Origin of the sequence: Mesorhizobium sp. NZP2234, from assembly GCF_013170765.1 — a bacterium.
Lineage (GTDB): Bacteria > Pseudomonadota > Alphaproteobacteria > Rhizobiales > Rhizobiaceae > Mesorhizobium > Mesorhizobium loti_D.
In genome coordinates this window covers 3,266,705-3,286,204 of sequence record NZ_CP033364.1, presented here as the reverse complement: position 1 = coordinate 3,286,204, position 19,500 = coordinate 3,266,705, and the positions used below count along the sequence as shown (strand labels likewise).

Annotated in this window: 18 protein-coding genes and 1 pseudogene; 7 read left to right on the top strand and 12 right to left on the bottom strand. The window is 63.7% G+C overall.

Features of this window, described 5'->3' with window-relative positions; translation table 11 throughout:
* Positions 1–36 precede the first annotated feature (36 nt).
* A complete protein-coding gene (locus EB230_RS16145) occupies positions 37–1,287 on the bottom strand; it encodes a Zn-dependent hydrolase (protein WP_056571939.1) in 1,251 nt (416 codons plus the stop codon).
* Positions 1,288–1,409: 122 nt separating this feature from the next.
* Here EB230_RS16145 and EB230_RS32635 point away from each other — a divergent pair.
* Positions 1,410–1,727: pseudogene (locus EB230_RS32635) on the top strand (DUF559 domain-containing protein); the annotation flags it as partial.
* 113 nt (positions 1,728–1,840) lie between these two features.
* Here the strand turns inward: EB230_RS32635 and EB230_RS16135 are convergent.
* Positions 1,841–3,169: an aspartate aminotransferase family protein gene (locus EB230_RS16135; protein ID WP_056572164.1), complete on the bottom strand. Its 1,329-nt coding sequence runs from the start codon at positions 3,167–3,169 to the stop codon at positions 1,841–1,843.
* A 242-nt stretch (positions 3,170–3,411) separates the two neighbouring features.
* On the opposite strand from EB230_RS16135, the gene EB230_RS16130 reads away from it, so the two are divergent.
* Entirely contained in the window at positions 3,412–4,047 is a 636-nt protein-coding gene (locus EB230_RS16130; RefSeq protein ID WP_172373199.1) for a TetR family transcriptional regulator C-terminal domain-containing protein, read from the top strand.
* 16 nt (positions 4,048–4,063) lie between these two features.
* On the opposite strand, the gene EB230_RS16125 is transcribed toward EB230_RS16130, so the two are convergent.
* Positions 4,064–4,936, bottom strand: coding sequence for a helix-turn-helix transcriptional regulator (locus EB230_RS16125; protein WP_172373197.1), 873 nt, complete (start codon positions 4,934–4,936; stop codon positions 4,064–4,066).
* A gap of 104 nt (positions 4,937–5,040) precedes the next feature.
* Here EB230_RS16125 and EB230_RS16120 point away from each other — a divergent pair, with 104 nt between their 5' ends.
* Together EB230_RS16120 and EB230_RS16115 are read left to right on the top strand one after the other, a co-directional pair.
* Positions 5,041–5,874 carry an SDR family oxidoreductase gene (locus tag EB230_RS16120; protein ID WP_172373196.1) on the top strand — a complete coding sequence of 278 codons (834 nt, stop codon included), beginning with the start codon at positions 5,041–5,043 and terminating at the stop codon, positions 5,872–5,874.
* Complete coding sequence (locus EB230_RS16115) at positions 5,871–6,593, top strand: SDR family oxidoreductase (RefSeq protein WP_172373195.1); 723 nt, start codon at positions 5,871–5,873, stop codon at positions 6,591–6,593. The genes EB230_RS16120 and EB230_RS16115 overlap by 4 nt, the downstream gene beginning before the upstream one ends.
* 154 nt (positions 6,594–6,747) lie before the next feature.
* On the opposite strand, the gene EB230_RS16110 is transcribed toward EB230_RS16115, so the two are convergent.
* The 6 genes from EB230_RS16110 to EB230_RS16085 form a co-directional block, all read right to left on the bottom strand.
* Positions 6,748–7,206: a carboxymuconolactone decarboxylase family protein gene (locus EB230_RS16110; protein ID WP_056571921.1), complete on the bottom strand. Its 459-nt coding sequence runs from the start codon at positions 7,204–7,206 to the stop codon at positions 6,748–6,750.
* A 12-nt stretch (positions 7,207–7,218) separates the two neighbouring features.
* Positions 7,219–7,749 carry an Rrf2 family transcriptional regulator gene (locus EB230_RS16105; protein WP_065005385.1) on the bottom strand — a complete coding sequence of 177 codons (531 nt, stop codon included), beginning with the start codon at positions 7,747–7,749 and terminating at the stop codon, positions 7,219–7,221.
* 396 nt (positions 7,750–8,145) lie between these two features.
* Entirely contained in the window at positions 8,146–9,459 is a 1,314-nt protein-coding gene (gene preA, locus EB230_RS16100; RefSeq protein WP_056571919.1) for an NAD-dependent dihydropyrimidine dehydrogenase subunit PreA, read from the bottom strand.
* Positions 9,460–9,471: 12 nt separating this feature from the next.
* The gene (locus EB230_RS16095; protein WP_056571916.1) at positions 9,472–10,314 is read right to left on the bottom strand and encodes a methyltransferase domain-containing protein; all 843 of its coding nucleotides are present in this window, start codon (positions 10,312–10,314) and stop codon (positions 9,472–9,474) included.
* 5 nt (positions 10,315–10,319) lie between these two features.
* Positions 10,320–11,675 (bottom strand): NAD(P)-dependent oxidoreductase, encoded by a 1,356-nt coding sequence (locus EB230_RS16090; protein WP_056571913.1) that lies wholly within the window; start codon positions 11,673–11,675, stop codon positions 10,320–10,322.
* 120 nt (positions 11,676–11,795) lie between these two features.
* Positions 11,796–12,530 carry a gamma-glutamylcyclotransferase gene (locus tag EB230_RS16085; RefSeq protein ID WP_056571909.1) on the bottom strand — a complete coding sequence of 245 codons (735 nt, stop codon included), beginning with the start codon at positions 12,528–12,530 and terminating at the stop codon, positions 11,796–11,798.
* A gap of 174 nt (positions 12,531–12,704) precedes the next feature.
* Between EB230_RS16085 and EB230_RS16080 the strand changes: the two genes are divergently transcribed.
* A complete protein-coding gene (locus EB230_RS16080) occupies positions 12,705–13,481 on the top strand; it encodes a VOC family protein (RefSeq protein WP_056571907.1) in 777 nt (258 codons plus the stop codon).
* Positions 13,482–13,560: 79 nt separating this feature from the next.
* Here EB230_RS16080 and EB230_RS16075 read toward each other — a convergent pair whose 3' ends face one another.
* A complete protein-coding gene (locus EB230_RS16075) occupies positions 13,561–14,049 on the bottom strand; it encodes a hypothetical protein (protein WP_056571904.1) in 489 nt (162 codons plus the stop codon).
* A gap of 203 nt (positions 14,050–14,252) precedes the next feature.
* Here EB230_RS16075 and EB230_RS16070 point away from each other — a divergent pair, with 203 nt between their 5' ends.
* Positions 14,253–14,645, top strand: a complete 393-nt coding sequence (locus tag EB230_RS16070) for a DoxX family protein (protein ID WP_056571901.1) — start codon at positions 14,253–14,255, stop codon at positions 14,643–14,645.
* A 23-nt stretch (positions 14,646–14,668) separates the two neighbouring features.
* Here the strand turns inward: EB230_RS16070 and EB230_RS16065 are convergent, their stop codons facing one another.
* Together EB230_RS16065 and EB230_RS16060 are read right to left on the bottom strand one after the other, a co-directional pair.
* Positions 14,669–17,095 (bottom strand): FAD-dependent oxidoreductase, encoded by a 2,427-nt coding sequence (locus EB230_RS16065; protein ID WP_172373194.1) that lies wholly within the window; start codon positions 17,093–17,095, stop codon positions 14,669–14,671.
* A gap of 57 nt (positions 17,096–17,152) precedes the next feature.
* Positions 17,153–18,691: a trimethylamine methyltransferase family protein gene (locus EB230_RS16060; RefSeq protein ID WP_056571895.1), complete on the bottom strand. Its 1,539-nt coding sequence runs from the start codon at positions 18,689–18,691 to the stop codon at positions 17,153–17,155.
* Positions 18,692–18,908: 217 nt separating this feature from the next.
* On the opposite strand from EB230_RS16060, the gene EB230_RS16055 reads away from it, so the two are divergent.
* Positions 18,909–19,499, top strand: coding sequence for a transglycosylase SLT domain-containing protein (locus EB230_RS16055; protein WP_056571892.1), 591 nt, complete (start codon positions 18,909–18,911; stop codon positions 19,497–19,499).
* The last annotated feature ends 1 nt before the right edge of the window (position 19,500 follow it).

Sequence of the window (19,500 nt, the reverse complement as noted above, 5' to 3'; positions counted from 1 at the left end):
TTCGTGAGCGGCGTTTGGAATCTGGATGTCTAAAGCTCACTCCACGATGACAGCCGTCTCCACCACAGCATGGAACAGCACGTCGGCGCCCGCGCTCGCCCATTCCTTGGTAATTTCCTCGGCCTCGTTGTGGCTCAGCCCATCGACGCAGGGGCACATCACCATTGCGGTCGGCGCCACGCGATTGATCCAGCAGGCATCGTGGCCGGCACCCGAGACGATGTTGCGGTGGGTGTAGCCAAGCCGTTCGGCGGCATCGCGGATAGCCTTCACGCAGCCGGCATCGAAGGTGACCGGATCGAAATGGCCGACCTGCTCGACCTTGTACTGGATATCCAGCGCCTCGCAGATCGTGTCGATGCCTTCGCGGATGCGGCCATCCATGGCGTCCAGCACTTCTTTCTCGGGCGAGCGTATGTCGATGGTGAAGACGGTGCGGCCGGCTATGATGTTGCGCGAGTTGGGATAGACCTCCATGTGGCCGACCGCGCCGACGGCGTCGGGCTGGTAGTCCATGGCGATCTCATGCACCAGTTCGATCACGCGAGCCATGCCGAGCCCGGCATTGCGGCGCTTGGGCATCGGCGTCGAGCCGGTATGCGCCTCCTTGCCGGTCAGCGTCACCTGCAGCCATTTCAGGCCCTGGCCGTGGGTGACGACACCGATGTCGATGTCTTCGTCCTCAAGGATCGGGCCCTGCTCGATATGCAGTTCGAAGAAGGCGTGGATCTTGCGATCGCCAACCTTCTCGGTGCCCTTCCAGCCGATACGCTCCAGCTCTTCGCCGAATTTCTTGCCGTTCTTGTCCGTGTGCTCGTAGACATCGGCCTGGTCGAGCACGCCGGCGAACACGCCCGACGCCATCATCGCCGGTGCGAAGCGCGAGCCTTCCTCGTTGGTCCAGTTGGTGACGACGATCGGATGTTTGGTCTTGATGCCGAGATCGTTGAGCGAGCGCACGACTTCCAGCCCGCCCAGAACGCCGAGCACGCCGTCATATTTGCCGCCTGTCGGCTGCGTGTCGAGATGGCTGCCGACATAGACCGGCGGCAGGCTGGGATCGGTGCCCTCGCGGCGGGCAAACATGGTGCCCATCTCGTCGACGCCCATTTCGAGCCCGGCGGCCTCGCACCAGCGCTTGAACAGATGCCGACCCTCGCCATCCTCGTCGGTCACCGTCTGGCGATTGTTGCCGCCGGCAATGCCGGGGCCGATCTTCGCCATCTCCATCAGCGAATCCCACAAACGGTCTGAATTGATTCGCAGATTCTCGCCGGGTGCGGCCATTCAAAACCTCTCCAATTGCGCGGCGTCCCCCTCCCCCTCGAGGGGAGGGTGGCCGCGAAGCGGTCGGGTGGGGTCGGTGCGACCGGGCGCCGACCTGATCTTTTGCCGCGAGGCCGCCGTTGATGCCCCGGACACGCGTAAGCTTCGAAATGCGCCAGAAGGCGCGCGCGCTTCGAGTTCACGCGACCAAGGGCGAATCCCTGCTCTGGTATGAACTGCGCGAGCTGAAATCGACCGGTATTAAATTCCGCCGCCAGTGCCCGATTGGAGCATACATCGTCGACTTCGCCTGTTTTGGTGTGAAGCTGGTGGTCGAAGTGGATGGCGATCTGCACGAACACGCAAAGGGCAAACGGCACGACGCTGTTCGTGATGCCTATCTGCGTTCGCTCGGGTTCGATATCTTTCGCGTTGACGAGCCCGATGTCATAAACAGCGCTTGGCATGTCGCGCAGTTGGTCAAGGGGAAGGGCGAGCTTATGTCAGGCGACCCCACCCGACCGCTTCGCGGCCACCCTCCCCTCGAGGGGGAGGGATATCCGCGCCCAGATCTTCAATCGATCGACCTCAATACTTCACGCACATGGTCGATCAGTTCGTTGATCTGGCCCTTGGTGATGATCAGCGGCGGCGACAGCGCGATGATGTCGCCGGTGGTGCGGATCAGCGCGCCGCGTTCGAACGCCTTGACGAAGGCCGAGAAGGCGCGCTTGGTCGGGCTGCCGGCGATCGGCGCCAGTTCGATCGCGCCGATCAGGCCGATGTTCCTGATGTCGATGACATGCGGCTCGTCCTTCAGCGAGTGCAGCGCGTCTTCCCAATAAGGCGCCAGTTCCTCGCCGCGGGTAAGCAGGCCTTCTTCCTTGTATGTATCGAGCGTGCCCAGTGCGGCCGCACAGGCGATCGGATTGCCCGAATAGGTGTAGCCGTGGAAGAACTCGATCATGTGCTCGGGACCGGTCATGAAGGCGTCGTGGATTTCCTTCTTCACGAACACCGCGCCCATCGGGATGACGCCGTTGGAGACGCCCTTGGCCGTGGTCATGATATCTGGCGTGACGCCAAAATAGTCGGCCGCGAACGGCGCGCCGAGACGGCCGAACCCGGTGATGACCTCGTCGAAGATCAGCAGGATGCCGTGCTTGGTGCAGATTTCGCGCAGCTTCTGCAGATAGCCCTTGGGCGGCAGGATGACGCCGGTGGAGCCGGCGACCGGCTCGACGATGACAGCGGCGATGGTCGAGGCGTCGTGCAGCGCGACGATGCGCTCCAGCTCGTTGGCGAGCTCCGCGCCATGTTCCGGCACGCCCTTGGAGAAGGCGTTCTTCTCCGGCAGATGCGTGTGCGGCATGTGGTCGACGCCGCCGAGCAGCGTGCCGAACATCTTGCGGTTGGTGACGATGCCGCCGACCGAGATACCGCCGAAATTGACACCGTGATAGCCGCGCTCGCGGCCGATCAGGCGGGTGCGCGAGCCCTCACCCTTCATCCGGTGATAGGCGATCGCCATCTTCAGCGCGGTCTCGACCGACTCCGAACCGGAATTGGTGAAGAACACGTGGTCCATGCCCTTGGGCGCGATGTCGACCAGGCGGTTGGCCAGTTCGAACACGATGGGATGGCCCATCTGGAAGGCAGGCGCGTAGTCGAGTTCGGCGGCCTGGTGCTGGATCGCCTCGGTGATCTTCGGCCGGCAGTGGCCGGCATTGACGCACCACAGGCCCGCCGTGCCGTCCAGCACCTTGCGGCCATCGCTGGTCGTGTAATGCATGTCCTTGGCGGACACGAACATGCGTGGCGCCTGCTTGAACTGCCGGTTTGCCGTGAACGGCATCCAGAATGCACTGAGATCGTTCGGCGTGACTTTCAGCCGGTTGGACATGACCAAGACTTCCCCTTGTAACCTGTTTCGGTGCGTCCAACGCTTGGTCTTTGCGCCGTTTTCATGCTACGCAAATTTTTGACCGATTGGACAAACGTTAGCACCGCCCTGTCGGCGGTCAAGGGATTACTAGCGGAAATGCGGGTCCTGAAGTGCGTTCCACAGCCTGGGGAAAAACTGGTCCAGAGAATTGGTCCAGATGACCTTGAACACGAGACTTGGCAACGCGAGGGCCCGCAACTGTGAACACCGGCACGGAAGCCCCCCGCCGCACACGCATCCAGCAGGAAAAGCGCGAAGTCATCCTGGAGGCCGCGCTCGAGGTGTTCTCCACAAACGGCTTCCGAGGCTCGACCATAGACCAGATCGCCGAAGCCGCCGGCATGTCAAAGCCGAACCTGCTCTATTACTTCCGCCGCAAGGAAGACATTCACGAGACCTTGATGCAGCGTCTGCTCGACACCTGGCTGGCGCCGTTGCGCGAGCTCGACGACATCGGCGATCCCATGACCGAGCTCAGGAGCTACATCCGGCGCAAGCTCGAAATGGCGCGCGATTTCCCGCGCGAGAGCCGGCTGTTCGCCAACGAGATCCTGCAAGGCGCGCCGCGCATCATGCCGCTGCTGGCCGGCGAATTGAAGACGCTGGTGGACGAGAAGGCATCCGTCATCAAGGGCTGGATGCGTGCCGGCAAGATCGCCAAGACCGACCCCTGGCACCTGATCTTCTCGATCTGGGCGACGACGCAGCACTATGCCGATTTCGACGTCCAGGTCCGCGCGGTGCTGGGACCGAACCGCGGCGGCGACGGCCGCTTCGAGGACGCGGCGCGGTTTCTGGAGCAGTTGTTTCTTGAGGGGCTGAAGCCGAAGCCCTGATCGCTGCCGCGACGGCTCAGGCGCTGCGCCGCTCGACCGGCAGCGCGTCCAGCAATGTCTGCAGCTTTGCGATCGAGTTCTGCTCGGCGAGCGGCGTATAGACGATCAGCTTCATGTCCGAGCCGTCATCGATCGACAGGCTCATATGCTCGAACACCATCGGACCGGCCGCGGGGTGGCGCAGGTGCTTCATGCCGGACAGCCGGTGCACGACGTCGCGCTGCGGCCACCATTCCCGGAACTCGGGACTTGAGCGCATCATCAGCGCGATCAGCCGCTCGAAATCCGGATCGCCGACATACTTCGCGCTCTCGGCGCGGAACGCGGCGAGAGAAGCGCGGGCCACCTGCTCCCAGTCGACCAGCAGATGCCGCCGGTGCGGATCGGTGAAAACGCCATGGATGATGTTGCGGGCGTCGCCCTCCAACAGGCCGTAGTCGCCGAAAATGGCAACAGCCGCGTCATTCCAGGCCAGCACGTCCCAGCGCGGGCCGACCACATAGGCGGGCTGCAGAACCAGGCTTTGCAGCATGTGCAGCAAGGGCCCGTCGACCTTTGCCGGCACGATGCGCCGCCGCTCTGGCTGCTGGCGGCCGGCAAGCGTGAACAGATGCCGTTTCTCAGCCGGGTCCAGCCGCAGTGCCTCGCTGAGCGCCGTCAGCACCTCCACCGAAGGGCGCACGTCCCTGCCCTGCTCCAGCCAGGTGTACCAAGTGGTGCCGACGCCGGCGATCATTGCCACTTCTTCGCGGCGCAGGCCCGGCGTTCGCCGCCTGAGGCCTGTCGCGATACCGGTTGCCGAGGGCGTCAGCCTCTCGCGTCGCGAGCGCAGGAAAGCGCCGAGTTCGCGCCGGCGGCTGTCTTCAGCGGAATGAGAGCGAGCATCCATGACGCTTATTATAGCAGTACTGATACCAGGATAAAGTTTGAACTGTTTGAGGCCTGCCGGATGTCCCATCTTCGAGCCGGAGCGACGAAATGGAGGCTCCGGACATGGACCTGCAAGACAAGACAATCCTCATCACCGGCTCGACCGACGGCGTCGGCCGCGTCGTGGCGCAAAGACTGGGCGCCGCCGGCGCGCGCGTGCTGGTGCACGGCCGCGATGCCAAGCGCGGCAAGGCCGTGGTCGCCGAAATCGAGGCCGCCGGCGGCAAGGCCGAGTTCTTCGCCGCCGACCTCGCCTCGCTGGCCGAAATTCGCCGCCTCGCCGAGGCCGTCCGCGCCAGGACGGACCAGCTCGACATCCTCATCAACAATGCCGGCATCGGTACAGCAGGTGCCAAACGGCAGATCAGCGCCGATGGCTACGAACTGCGCTTCGCGGTCAACTATCTCGCCGGTTTCCTGCTGACCTCGGACCTTCTGCCGTTGCTGAAGGCGAGTGCGCCGGCGCGCATCGTCAATGTCGCTTCGGCCGGCCAGCAGGCAATCGACTTCGGCGATGTAATGTTGGCCGGCGGCTATAGCGGCGTGCGCGCCTACTGCCAGAGCAAGCTGGCCCAGATTCTGTTCACCATCGATCTGGCGGAAGAGCTGAAAGGCACCGGCGTCACCGTCAACGCGCTGCATCCGGCGAGCTACATGAACACCACCATGGTCCGGCAAGCGGGGGTGACGCCATGGAGTTCGGTCGAAACCGGCGCCGACGCGATCGTCAATCTCGCGACCTCATCCGCGCTTGAAGGACGCAGCGGCCTCTATTTCGACGGCCTGCGCGAATCCCGCGCCGACGCCCAGGCCTACGACGCCAGGGCAAGACAGCAATTGCGGAGCTTGAGCCTCGACCTTGTCGGGCTGGCAACAGCGAAGGAAGAACATTCATGACCGGCAAGACAGAACACACAGTCATCATCGGCGGCTCATCCGGCATCGGCCTGGCCACCGCGCGCAAGCTGATCGGGCCGGGCATGAAGGTAACGATCACCGGGCGCAACCAGGACAAGCTCAACCGCGCCTGGAAGAACCTTGGCGGCGCCGCGGAAAAGGCCGCGTTCGATGCTTCAAAGCCGGATGAAGTGCGTCAGTTCTTCGAGCGCCTCGGCCCGTTCGACCATCTTGTTCTGGCAGCGAGCGGCGGCAAGGGCCTTGGCCCCTTCGAGACCCTCGACCTTGCAGACATAGGCAGTGGCGTCGAGGAGAAGGTGCGGCCGCAACTGTCCTGCCTGCAGGCAGCCCTGCCGACGCTCAGCAAGACCGGATCGGTCACCTTCATATCGGCGGTATCGGCTCAGGTCGCCATGCCAGGCATCGCCGGCATCGGCGCCATCAACGGCATGTTGCTAACCGTGGCGCCGATCCTGGCGGTCGAACTGAAGCCGCTGCGCGTCAACGTCGTGGCGCCCGGCGTCATCGACACGCCGTGGTGGGACTTCTTGCCCGACGAGCAGCGGCAGGCGGTCTTCGCCGAATATGCCGGCAAGACTCCCGTGGGCAGGATCGGCCGCGCCGAGGATGTCGCCTCGGCGATAGCCTTCCTCGTCTCCAACGGCTTCATGACCGGCCAGGTCCTGACCTGCGATGGCGGGCTGAGGTTTGCGGCATAGGCGGCAGGTCCAATGCACGGCGGCAATCACGATGCGCCGCCGAGCAACAGGCGGCCGAGGAACAACGGGGTCGAAGGCAAATCGACGGGCATCAAACGCCCCTTTGAAAACTGTGGGAGCGCCGCCTCGGCGGCGCTCCCATGGCGCTGGAAAATCAGGCTGCCTTGGCGGCCGGCATCGGATGAATGGCGTGGAACGGGATGCAGAGCCGGTTCCAGGTGTTGATCATGCCGAGCGCAACCGACAGCTTGACGAGTTCCTCGTCCGAGAAATGCTCGAGCGTACGGGCATAGAGCTCGTCCGATACGCCATTGTTGGCGATCAGGGTCACCGCCTCGGTCCAGGCGAAGGCCGCGCGCTCACGTTCGGAGAACAGCGGCGATTCCCTCCAGGCAGAGACGAGATAAAGCCGCTGCTCTGTCTCTCCGTCGCGCCTCGCCTCGCGGCTGTGCATCTCGACACAGTAGGAACAGCCATTGATCTGCGAGGCCCTGAGCTTGATCAGGTGCAGCAGCCTCACCTCCAGCCCGCATTCGTCGACCGCCTTGTTGAGCGCCGACACCGCCTTCATGATCTCGGGCGCCTTGGCGAAGAATTGCATCCTCTGTTTCATCTTGATGTCCTTTCACATCTGCTTTGGATTTCGCGGGGTGGAACTGGATTTCTGGGGCCGTTGATGACGCGCGACGAAGGCGCAGCTCGCTGCGTACGATCTGGGATCCCCTTCCGCGGCGTAATCCGCCACGATGTCGGACAGCTTCGTCTCGGCGAGCGCTGCCCGATAGGCGCGTTCGGCTTTCAGCATCGCGGCGTTGATGCCGCAGGGTTTGACATAGGCCGAGGCGTCGAGCTTGACCGGGCCGTTGCGGCGGATCTCACCGCAGCGAAAGGCCGGTTCACGCCCCTCGATGGCCAGCACGATGTCGAGCAGCGTGATGCTCTCCGCCGGCCGCGCCAGCCGGTAGCCGCCCGCCGGTCCCGGCACCGATTCCAGGATTCGCTCCGCGCACAGCATGTTGAGATGCTTCAGCAGATAGCTCGGCGACAGGCCAAAGGACTCGGCAAGAGCCGCACCCGGCATGGTGCTGTTTCCGTCCACGCTGGCCAGTGTGGCCGCACAGTGGATGGCCGCTTCAACGCCCTCGCCAAGCTTCATGATGCCGATCTCCAATTCATGGATATCTTTTATCGTGGATAATTTTTATCTGCAATAAGAAAATGCAGCCCTGCTTTTGAAACGAGAATACGTGGATGGCGAAATCGGAAATGACAGCGTCTTTCTCCCCGTCACTATACGGGGAGAAATGCCCGGCAGGGCAATGAGGGGCAGCGCCAACTTAGCGATCTGATGACTAAGACCATACAAAAGCGCCCTGTGCGAACGCACAGGGCGCTTGAGCCAGATCGTCAGGGACGCATGAAATGCGGGACTGGCGGGCAGATCATCTCAAAGGTCGCACGGCCCCTCATCCGCCTACCGGCACCTTCTCCCCGTATAGTGACGGGGAGCAGGGAGCTACTGAGTCCTCGGCGCCCTTCTCGTGACGAATCCCTACTCCGCCGCCACCTTGGCCATCGGATTGTTCGGGTGCGTCGTCCAGTTGGCATAGATTGGCGACACCGGCTTGCCGGTGCGCTCATCCATGGCCCCGGCGGCCAGCGGCTCCATGGTGATGCAATTGTCGACCGGGCAGACATTGACGCACAGATTGCAGCCGACACACTCGGCCTCGATCACCTCGAAATGCCTGACGCCGTTGACCATGTTGGTGATCGCCTGGTGCGAGGTGTCCTCGCAGGCGATGTGGCAGCGGCCGCATTTGATGCAGGCGTCCTGGTCGATACGCGCCTTGGCGACATAGTTGAGGTTGAGATACTGCCAGTCGGTGACGTTGGGCGTGGCGCGACCGATGACGTCGTCGAGCGAGCGGTGGCCCTTCTCGTCCATCCAGTTCTCGAGACCGGCGATCATCTCCTGCACGATCTTGAAGCCATAGGTCATGGCCGCCGTGCACACCTGCACATTGCCGGCGCCAAGCGCCAGGAATTCGGCGGCGTCGCGCCAGGTGGTAATGCCGCCAATGCCCGAGATCGGCAGGCCGCGGGTCTCGGGATCGCGCGCGATTTCGGCCACCATGTTCATGGCGATCGGCTTCACCGCCGGGCCGCAATAGCCGCCATGCGAGCCCTTGCCGTCGATGGTTGGCATCGGCGCGAAGCTGTCGAGATCGACACCGGTGATCGAATTGATGGTGTTGATCAGCGACACCGCGTCGGTGCCACCCGCGTGCGCCGCCCTCGCGGGCTTGCGGATATCCGTGATGTTGGGCGTCAGCTTGGTGATGACGGGCATGCGCGTGTACTGCTTGCACCAGCGCACCACCATTTCGATATATTCCGGCACCTGACCGACGGCCGCACCCATGCCACGTTCCGACATGCCGTGCGGGCAGCCGAAATTGAGCTCGATGCCGTCGGCACCGGTCTCTTCGACCAGTGGCAGGATGGATTTCCAGCTCTCCTCGACGCAAGGCACCATGATCGAGGCGATCAGCGCGCGGTCGGGCCAATCCATCTTGACCTGCTTCATCTCGCGCAGATTGGTCTGCAGGTCGCGGTCTGTGATCAGCTCGATGTTGTTGAGGCCGAGCAGGCGCCGGTCCGCACCCCAGATCGCGCCATAGCGCGGGCCGTTGACGTTGACCACCGGCGGGCCTTCCTCGCCCAGCGTCTTCCACACCACGCCGCCCCATCCTGCCTTGAAGGCGCGGATGACGTTGTAGGCCTTGTCGGTCGGCGGCGCAGAGGCCAGCCAGAACGGATTGGGCGATTTGATGCCGACGAAATTGTTGCGGATGTCAGCCATGACAGGTCCCTTTCAACGGAGACGAAGGAGCAGTTCCACGGGTGCAAGAATGCCGCCTTCAAGCGCGGCGGTGATATTGGCGATCTTGGTGCGGGCGCTCTCGCCCATGATGAGGCCGACGCCGGGCGGCGGTTTTTTGCCTTCTGCTTGCGCGGCGGCCATCCGAGCACGCACAGTGGCGAAGAATTCGATGGCAAAGGCGCCGCGTGGCCGCTCGGCGGTTACCGAGAACCCCGCGGCTGCAGCGGCCGCGCGATAGTCACCGGGCGTGGCAACGAAGGACATGGTTTCATCCGATGCCCATGGCAGCGGATAGGTCAGCGTGCCGCCCTTGAGCCGCATCACATCATAAACGGCGAAGACGCCGCCCGGACGGAGCACGCGCGCGGCTTCGCTCATCAGCTTTTTCTTGTCCGGAAGGTTCATGCCGACATGCAGGATCATGGCCGCGTCGAAGCTGGCGTTTTGGAACGGCATGTCCAAGGCGCTGCCCTGCACGAAGTGCGTCCTGTCGGCCATTCCCGTGCGCTTCGACAGGCTGGTCGCGATGTCGACATAGCTTTGCGTGAGATCGATGCCGGTAACATCAGCGCCGGCTTCGTTGGCGGCAAAGCGGGCCGGACCACCCACCCCCGATCCGATATCGAGCAGCCTGGCTCCAGGCTTCAAACCCATCTGCCCGATGAGTTCCCTTGTGGCGGCGATGCCGCCAATGTGGAATTCGTCGACCGCTTCAAGATCGCCCGCACTTAGATGGGCAACGTCCACGCCCGTATCGGCGAGCGCGGCAAGGATGCGCTGCTCGAGACCCGATATGTCGTAGTGACGGGCGACGCCCGGTTCCACCGTGGCCATGATCCTTATCCCTGCGTCAGACTCCTGTGTATGCTCTCCGCCGCATCGCGCCCTTGCGCCACGGCGGAGACGGTCAGGTCGTCGCCACCAAAGATGCAGTCGCCGCCGGCCCAGACTTTCGCCAGCGAGGTACGCCCTTCCGCGTCGACCTTGATACGGCCGGCTTCGAGCTCGATCGAGGCACCGCTGCCGTTGAGGGCGGCCGGGACAAAGCTCTGGCCGATCGCCTTGAACACCTGGTCGGCGACCAGCGTCAGCGTCTCGCCGGTGCCTGCGAGCCTGTCGCCCTTCAATGCCGTGTATTCGAGTTCGATGCCCGACACCTTGCCGGCCTCGGCGATCACCCGCTTCGGCTGCAGCCAGTGGCGGATGGTGACACCGTTGGCGGCGGCCAGGTCCTGCTCGAACTCGGAGGCGTTCATATGCTCCTGGCCGCGCCGGTAACAGATCGTCACCTCCTCGGCGCCGAGCAGCTTCGACTGCACGGCCGCGTCGATCGCCGTCATGCCGCCGCCGATGACGACGACGCGGCGGCCAACCGGCAGGCCGGCGAGATCGGCGGCCTGGCGCAGTTCGGCGATGAACTCCACCGCGTTGATGACGCCGGCGGCATCCTCGCCATCGGCGCGCAGCGCATTGACGCCGCCAAGCCCCATGCCGAGGAACACCGCGTCGTAATTGCGGATCAGGTCGGAGAGCTGGTAGTCGCGGCCGAGCGCCTTGCCGTTCTGGATGTCGATGCCACCGATCGCCGTGACATAGTCGACCTCGGCCTGGGCGAAATCGTCGACGCTCTTGTAGGCGGCGATGCCATACTCGTTGAGGCCGCCGGCCTTCGGGCGCGCTTCCAGGATGGTCACGTCATGGCCATGGCGGGCGAGCCGGTGCGCGGCGGCAAGACCGGCCGGGCCGGCGCCGACCACGGCAACGGTCTTCCCCGTCGCCGCGGCGCGCGCATAAAACTGTTTGTTCTCGGCCATCGCGACATCGGTGGCGTAGCGCTGCAGGCGGCCGATCTGCACCGGCTTGCCCTCCGCCACCTCGCGCACGCAGACCTCTTCGCACAGCGTTTCGGTCGGGCACACGCGGGCGCACATGCCGCCAAGGATGTTCTGGTCGAAGATGGTCTTGGCCGAGCCGATCGGATTGCCGGTCGAGATCTGGCGGATGAACAGCGGAATGTCGATCGAGGTCGGGCATGCGTTCATGCACGGCGCGTCGTAGCAGAAATAGCAGCGGTCGGATTCGACCAGCGCCTCGTGGTGATCGAGCGGCGGATGCAGGTCGGAAAAATTATCCGCATACTGCTCGGCCGCGAGCCGGCCGCCGGCAATACCTTCCTTGAACTGGCCTTCTGGCATTGTCAGTTCCCCATGTTTTGTTTTGGGGAAGGCTAGCACGTTTTATTTTTTTATCAATTGGTCAATTTTCGGCGCAAGCTACTGAAAAGGTTTGATAAAAACATGATTTTTTCACTCATGTTATGCTGAGGACGGCTGGTCTTGCCGAGCTGGGTGGCGCTCGTCGTCCGGCCGGCCATGGAGTGCCCGGACCTCGTCCGCCACCAGCTCCTGCAGCCGCCACAGATTGCGGTCGTGGATGCCGAACGCCTCGAGATGGCTGACAGTGTTGTAGAGATATTCGGCGCCGGAGCCGATATGGCCGCAGGCCCTGGCCAATATGCTTGCCACCTTGTCCAGTGGCTGGCCCAGCGACGTTCCCCGCCCCTTCACGCCAACCCAGAAACCAAGCGCCCGCAACGGGCCTTGCGCCGTATGCACGGGCAGCCACCGGACTGAGCTGACGCTCTCATGGTCGCTGATCTCGCGCCGCAGCAGCCTTTCGATCTGGGCCGGTTTTTCGCCCTCCTGCAAGCGGTAGATCACGCCGTTGCACCTTCCACCTCGTTCGAGCGCCATCATCAGCCCCGGCTGCTCCGCACTGCCGCGCCAGCGCACCATGTCGAGACAGAAGGAGCGGTGCCAGCCGAAGGCCGTGGCGAGCCTTTGCTCCACCGATTCGAATTCCGGCTTCCAGATCAGCGACCCGTAGGCGAATACCCAGAGCGGCCCTTCGTCCGCTTCAGCGGCAAGCCGCATGGCAAGGGTCCGGAAATCCTCGTCGTTCAGCTCGGTCCAGCTTGGGTCCGGTCCGGGATCGGCCTCCTGCCGATGGCACAGTGCGACAAGCTCAGGCGTGAGCGACATCAGGCGCATGAAACGACAACCCCTCTTTTGCCGCAGAGAAATTGAAAAAAGTCGGGCGCGCAACCCGGGAACGCATGCCATGCGTCGACATTATTCGTCCGGGCGGATGTCGGATTTCCGTCGCCAGGATCGTCCTGCGATGGATCGGACAACGATCGATGCTGAACGGTGAGGAGACCGACCATGCCCAAATCCCCGATGCCTTTCTTCTGGTACGAGCTGATGACATCAGACCTCGATGCCGCCGAGGCCTTCTATACCAAGGTTGTCGGCTGGACGGCGCAGCCCTTCGACACGGCGCCTGGCATGCCGCGCTATATCGTCATGAATGTCGGCGAGCGCGGCGTCGGCGGCCTGATGACCATGCCCGAGGATGTCAGAAAGATGGGCGCGCCGCCTGCCTGGCTTGGTTACATCAAGACCAAGGACGTGGATGCCGCGACGAAATCAGTGAAAGCCGCCGGCGGCGGCGTTCACTGTGAACCCAGCGACATTCCGGGCGTCGGCCGCTTTGCCGTTGTCGCCGATCCGCAAGGCGCGGCCTTCATGTTCCTGCAGCCGAACGGCCCCGACCAACCCGTCGTGCCGGCCAGCACGCCTGGTCATATCGGCTGGCACGAACTCTACACCAGCGATTGGAAGGCCGCGTTCGATTTCTATTCCAGCCAGTTCGGTTGGACCAACGCCGGCGATTTCGACATGGGCCCGATGGGCATCTACCAGACTTTCACGGCCGGCCCCGAATCTGGCGGCGGCATCATGAACAAGCCTGCCCAGATCCCCGTCCCGGTCTGGCAGTTCTACTTCAACGTCACCGGCATCGACGCGGCCGCAAAACGCGTCACCGACAATGGCGGCAAGATCCTGATGGGGCCGATGGAGGTGCCCGGCGGCAGCTGGATCGTGCAATGCCAGGACCCGCAAGGCGCGCATTTCGCCTTGATGGCGCCGGTGCGCTGAAAGCTATGACACCGCTGGCATGAAGCGACGGCCTTTCTTCGCACCACCGACGAAGGGCCGCATGCCTCAACCGGCCGATTTATTCCGGCGTCAGCACCGCGACCTTCAGCTCAGCCTTTTTCGCGCCACTGAACTGGATGGTGGCCGGGCCGGCCGCCAGCTTGAAGCGCACGCTTTTGCGGATACCAGGGCAGGTTTTTACCCCGCTGTAGCCGGCCGATTTAACGGCCTTGCCGTCCTGGATGACATCGATCCACGCCTCGCCCGACAGGCTTATCTGAATGGCGCCTTCGGGCGGCACGGCCACGCTGGCGACAGCGCCAAACGTGCCCTCTCCCGGAGCATGTTCAGGGGGCACGGCGAAAGCGGCCTTGTCGACCGGCACCAGCGCCAGGTCAGCGGCCGCGCCGACCGCCAGCGTCCCTCCGGACGGCGTTGCCGGCGCCGCGGCAAACAACGCCTGTTCCCGCGTCACCGGCCATTTGAAGGCCTCGCAGCCGGCGTCCTCCGCCACGGCGAAACCGGTGCCCGCGACGAGTGCGAATAGGCTGATGATGACTTTTTTCATGGCAAGGAAATCCACCTGTTCAGAGCGCTTATGCTAATACAACCTTTGCGATACAAATGCAACCCAGGCGAGAAGAATATGGGAAGGGCAATACCGGGGAACATTTCCAATCACCGATTGTTGATGACATGCCAACGGAAGTGAATGGTCCGTCGCTGGGCGATAATCTATCGCCGGGCCGGGAGGGTGAAAATGGAGTTCGGATGAAACTTTTTGAAGGCCTTGCCAGATACCAGCCGCAGGCACTCGGCGTGCTGCGTATCATGACCGCGCTGCAGTTCATCGAGCATGGCAGCCAGAAACTGTTCAACTTCCCGCTAAGCGCCCAACCTCATGCCCTGAACAGCCTGTCGCTCACCGCGGGTATCCTCGAATTCGCCGGCGGCAGCCTGCTGGCACTGGGCCTGTTCACGCGGCCCGTCGCGTTTCTTCTGGCCGGCGAGATGGCGATCGCCTATTTCATGGCGCACTATCCGCGCGACTTCTTCCCCGTCAACAACAGCGGCGATGCGGCGATCTCGTTCTGCTTCATCTTTCTCTATCTGGTCTTCGCCGGCGCCGGCGCCTTCGCGCTCGACAATCGCCGCAACGCGTGATGCCCATGCCGCGGGGGTGAGCCTCACCCCCGCATCCGTTCGAAATTCGCATCGAACAGCGGCGCCGCCTGGATGCGCGCCGCGTGACGCTTGCCCAGCAATTCGATCTCGAATCCGTCGCTCTCGTCGGCGATCTCTTTCGGCACATAGCCGACGGCGACCGACTTTTTCGAATGATGCGCGAAGCCGCCGGACGTCACCCAGCCACGCACCGCCCCGCCGAACCAGATCGGCTCGTCGCCGATGACATCGGCATCGTCCGCATCGACGATGAAGGCGCGCAGCCGCAGTTTCCCGCCTTGCTTGCGCTCGGCCAGCGCCGCCGCCTTCCCTATGAAATCGGCGTCCTTGCCATAGGCGACGAAACGGTCGAGCCCGGCTTCCAGCGGCCCATAGATCGGCCGGTATTCGCGTCCCCATGAGCCGTAGTTCTTCTCCAGCCGCAGCGCGTTGAGCGCGCGCGAACCGAACAGGCCGATGCTGAACTCCTCGCCCGCCGCCACCAGCGCATGATAAGCCGCGCGCTGGTATTCGGGCGCCACCCAGATCTCGTAGCCGAGATCGCCGGTATAGCTGACGCGGCCGACAAGGCACGGCGCCATGCCGATATCCATCCTCGCCGCCGCCATGAACGGAAACGCCGCGTTGGAGACATCGGCGCGACTGACCTTGGCCAGCACATCCCTCGCCTTCGGGCCGGCAATGGCAAGACCGGTGAGTTTCGCGCCCAGCGCCTCGATATGAACCGAGCCATCTGCAGGCAGGTGCGCCTCGAACCAGCGCATATGATACTGCTCGGCAATGCCGGAGCCAGCGAGGAACCAGCCATCGGCGCCCAGATTGGCCAGCGTGAAATCGCCGATCAGCCTGCCGTCCTCCTTCAGCATCGGGGCCAGCGTCATGCGGCCGGGTTTCGGCAGTTTGCAGGCGAGCATCCGGTCGAGCCAGGCAGCCGCCCCCTCGCCCGTCACCTTGTATTTGGCGAAACTCGAAATCTCCGCCAGACCGACGCCGCCGCGCACGGTTGCGACTTCCCTCGCAACATGGGTGAAATCGCTTGAACGCCGCCACGAGAACTCATCCTTGATGCCCTCCGGCGCGTACCAAAGCGGCACTTCCAGCCCGTAGGCGACACCCCACTGCGCACCCCTGGCCGACAAGAGGTCATAGACGGGGGTCGTCTTCAGCGGCCGTCCGGCCGGCAGTTCCTCATTGGGGAAGCGGATCGAAAACCGCCTGGAATAGTTCTCGCGCACCTTGGCATTGGTGTAGGCCATTCCAGCCCAGTCGCCATAGCGTGCCACATCCATGGCCCAGATGTCGGCGCCGGGATCTCCCTCGATCATCCAGTTGGACAGTGCCAGGCCGACGCCGCCGCCCTGGCTGAAGCCGGCCATGACGCCGCAGGCGACCCAGAAGCCCGGCAGGCCGCGCACCGGCCCGACAAGCGGGTTGCCGTCGGGCGCGAAGGTGAAGGGCCCGTTGATGATCTGCTTGATGCCGGTGTGCTGGAAAGCCGGGAAGTGGCGGAATCCGACCTCGAGAGACGGCGCGATGCGGTCGATGTCGGGCTCGAGCAGTTCATGGCCGAAATTCCATGGCGTCTGGTATTCGGACCATGGCTTGTTGGCCTTCTCGTAGGTGCCCATCAGCATGCCGCCGCGCTCCTGGCGCAGGTAAAGCTCGCCGTCGAAATCGACCGCATGGATGATCTCGGTGCCGGTCTTGGCGTTCCAGGCGGCGACCTCCGGCATGTCCTCGGTGATCAGGTACATGTGCTCCATGGCCAGCACCGGCAGTTCGAGCCCGACCATGCGGCCGACTTCGCGCGCCCACAGGCCGCCGGCGTTGACGACATGCTCGGCCACCACCTCGCCCTTGTTGGTGATGACGCGCCACATCCCGTCGGGCCGCCGCACGATGTCCTCGACCTTGGTGAAGCGCTCGATCTCCGCGCCGAGCTTGCGCGCGGCCTTGGCATAGGCATGCGTGACGCCCGAGGGATCGAGATGGCCGTCCTCCTTGTTTCTGACGGCGCCGACGAATTGCTTGGGATCGATCAGCGGCATCAGTTCGGCCGCCTCGGCAGGCGAAATCACTTCCAGGTCGATGCCGAGATAGCGTCCCTTGGCGACGACGCCGCGCAGCCAGTCCAGCCGCGCCTCGGTCGCCGCCAGAAGCACGCCGCCGGTCAGATGCACGCCGGTGGCCTGGCCCGACAGCTCCTCGATCTCCTTGTAGAGGCTGATCGTGTATTTCTGCAGCTTGGCGACATTGGGATCGCCATTGATCGTATGCATGCCGCCGGCCGCGTGCCAGGTCGAACCCGAGGTCAGTTCGTCGCGTTCCAGCAGCACCACGTCGGTCCAGCCATGGCGGGCGAGATGGAACAGCGCGGAGCACCCGACGACACCGCCGCCAATGACCACGACCTTTGCATGCGACTTCATGGATTTTTCTCTGATATCAATGGATTGGAGGGGAAAGTGGAATCAGGACGGAAGGCATCACGGCTCGCCCTGCCCGATCGCTTCCTTACGCTTGGCCACATAGGCCTCCAGCGCCTCACGAACGGCGATATCCATCGCCGGCTTGACATAGTCCTCGAGCGCCTTCTTCCACAGCCGCGTCGCGCGCGCCGTTGCGTCGAGCCCACCTGCCTCCTGCCAGGCCTCGAAATTCTGCCAGTTGGACAGCATCGGCTGGTAGAAGGCGGTGGCGTAGCGCTCCAGCGTGTGCGGCTCGCCGAAGAAATGGCCGCCGGTCGGCACCGCGCCCAGCGCCTCGACGGCAAGCTCGGCCTCGTTGACTTCGATCGGCCGCAGGAACTCCATCATGTGCTGGATCATCTCGACATCGATGATGAACTTCTCGAACGACGCCGTCAGCCCGCCCTCCTGCCAGCCGGCGGCGTGATAGACGAGGTTGCCATGGCCGAGCACGGCGCCCCACAGCGCCATCAGCGTCTCATAGGCGCCTTGCGCATCGGCGGCGTTGGAGGCCGAGCCCGGCGTTGTCCGGTACGGCAGGCCGTAGCGCCGGGCCAATTGCCCCGAGGCGATGTTGGCCTTGGTGTTTTCAGGCGTGCCGAAGGCCGGCGCCCCGGACTTCATGTCGACATTGGAGGTGAAGGCGCCATACATGACCGGCGCACCGGGTCGCACCAACTGCGTCAGCACGACGCCGAACAGCGCCTCGGCGTTCTGCTGCGCCAAGGCGCCCGCCAGCGTCACCGGGCTCATCGCCCCCATCAGGGTGAACGGCGTCACCGCCACCGACTGGCCGAACTCGGCCATCGTCATCAGCCCCTCGGCCATCATCTCGTCGAAGCGGCGCGGCGAGTTGACCGAGATGATGGTGGCGATGCCGGGATCTTCCCGTAACTGGTCCAGCGTCAGCCCGCGCGCGATCGCCATCATCTCGATACCGTCCAGCGCCCTGCCCCGGCCGATCGCCGAGACGTGGAAACTCTTGTCGCTCAGCGTCAGATTGGTGAAGTAGGTGTCGAGATGGCGCGAATTGGCCGGCAACTCGACCGGCGCGCAGACCTGGTTGCCGAGCATGTGGACGCAGTTGAAATGCTGCGCCAACCGGGTCAGGTCGGCATAGTCGCGCAAGTTTCCTGCGCGGCGGCCTCGCTCCATGTCGTGCACATTGGGCGGCCCGGCAACGAGGGTGAAATTGATGGTGTTGCCGCCCAGATGGATTGTGTTGGCCGGGTTGCGTGGTGTCAGCGTATAGGTGGGCCGTGTGGTCTTCAGCGCCTCGTCGACCATGCCGCGATCGATGCGGACATTGGCTGTCGCATGGTCGACCCTGGCGCCGGCTTTCTCGAACAGCGACAGCGCCCGGGGGCTCATCACCTCGATGCCGAAATTCTCCAATACATGCATCGACGCCTGGTGGATCGCCTCGATCTGGTCGGACGAAAGCAGCGCCATTGGCGGATAGGGGTTCCTTACGCGCCTTTGCGGTAGTTGCGGGATGGGCGCTGGGCCCCGGTTGCTGGTGCGCTCGGCGCCGCGCTTGCGTCTTGGTTCATTCATGCCTGGCATCAAAGCTTCGGCAAACCAGGCAAGCTGTCGGAAATACGCCGCTTACAGGCGCGATTTTAGTCAAGGCGGCATCTTCGCAGTGTCATTTTATAAAAAGCGACAGAGGGCGTCGGAATGCCGATATAGCATTTTCCCGAGCGCTGATGGCCGCGGAGCATTAACGGAGTCGGCAAGATTCCCTTTATGATTTCGGCCTATTGCTCATCCAATGCGTAGGTCGAGTTTTAGTAAAATTGTAGCGGTTGGCGTGTTGCTGGCATTGTCGGCCTGCGCGACCGCGCCCAGCCATATCAACAATGTCTGTGCCGTCTTCGACCAGAATGACGGCTGGTTCGACAATTGGCAGTCGGCGGCCGAACGGACGGAGCGGAAATACGGCATCCCCGTCCCCGTGCTGATGGCGACGGTGCGCAAGGAATCGGGCTTCAAGAGCAATGCCCGGCCGCCGCGCACCAAGCTGCTCGGCTTCATTCCCTGGAAGCACGTCTCGTCGGCCACCGGCTTCTCGCAGGCGCTGGACGGCACATGGTCGCAATATCAGCGAGAGACCGGCAACTGGGCGGCGCGGCGCACCAAATTCGCCGACGCCGTCGACTTCGTCGGCTGGTATCATTCCAAGACATCAGACACCTACGGCGTCGCCCGCAACGACACCTACAATCTCTACCTCGCCTACTATCTCGGCTGGACCGCCTATGGCCGCGGCAACCGCGGCGACGCCGGGGTGCAGGGTTACGCCCGGGCCACGGACAAGATGGCCCGAGACTATGAAGCTCAGCTACGGCAATGCGGCTCCTGAT

Coding starts and splice junctions, on each gene's coding strand:
- EB230_RS16145 (WP_056571939.1), bottom strand. CDS start 1,287: ATGGCCGCACCCGGCGAGAATCTGCGAATCAATTCAGACCGTTTGTGG.
- EB230_RS16135 (WP_056572164.1), bottom strand. CDS start 3,169: ATGTCCAACCGGCTGAAAGTCACGCCGAACGATCTCAGTGCATTCTGG.
- EB230_RS16125 (WP_172373197.1), bottom strand. CDS start 4,936: ATGGATGCTCGCTCTCATTCCGCTGAAGACAGCCGCCGGCGCGAACTC.
- EB230_RS16120 (WP_172373196.1), top strand. CDS start 5,041: ATGGACCTGCAAGACAAGACAATCCTCATCACCGGCTCGACCGACGGC.
- EB230_RS16115 (WP_172373195.1), top strand. CDS start 5,871: ATGACCGGCAAGACAGAACACACAGTCATCATCGGCGGCTCATCCGGC.
- EB230_RS16110 (WP_056571921.1), bottom strand. CDS start 7,206: ATGAAACAGAGGATGCAATTCTTCGCCAAGGCGCCCGAGATCATGAAG.
- EB230_RS16105 (WP_065005385.1), bottom strand. CDS start 7,749: ATGAAGCTTGGCGAGGGCGTTGAAGCGGCCATCCACTGTGCGGCCACA.
- preA (WP_056571919.1), bottom strand. CDS start 9,459: ATGGCTGACATCCGCAACAATTTCGTCGGCATCAAATCGCCCAATCCG.
- EB230_RS16095 (WP_056571916.1), bottom strand. CDS start 10,314: ATGGCCACGGTGGAACCGGGCGTCGCCCGTCACTACGACATATCGGGT.
- EB230_RS16090 (WP_056571913.1), bottom strand. CDS start 11,675: ATGCCAGAAGGCCAGTTCAAGGAAGGTATTGCCGGCGGCCGGCTCGCG.
- EB230_RS16085 (WP_056571909.1), bottom strand. CDS start 12,530: ATGCGCCTGATGTCGCTCACGCCTGAGCTTGTCGCACTGTGCCATCGG.
- EB230_RS16080 (WP_056571907.1), top strand. CDS start 12,705: ATGCCCAAATCCCCGATGCCTTTCTTCTGGTACGAGCTGATGACATCA.
- EB230_RS16075 (WP_056571904.1), bottom strand. CDS start 14,049: ATGAAAAAAGTCATCATCAGCCTATTCGCACTCGTCGCGGGCACCGGT.
- EB230_RS16070 (WP_056571901.1), top strand. CDS start 14,253: ATGAAACTTTTTGAAGGCCTTGCCAGATACCAGCCGCAGGCACTCGGC.
- EB230_RS16065 (WP_172373194.1), bottom strand. CDS start 17,095: ATGAAGTCGCATGCAAAGGTCGTGGTCATTGGCGGCGGTGTCGTCGGG.
- EB230_RS16060 (WP_056571895.1), bottom strand. CDS start 18,691: ATGAATGAACCAAGACGCAAGCGCGGCGCCGAGCGCACCAGCAACCGG.
- EB230_RS16055 (WP_056571892.1), top strand. CDS start 18,909: ATGCGTAGGTCGAGTTTTAGTAAAATTGTAGCGGTTGGCGTGTTGCTG.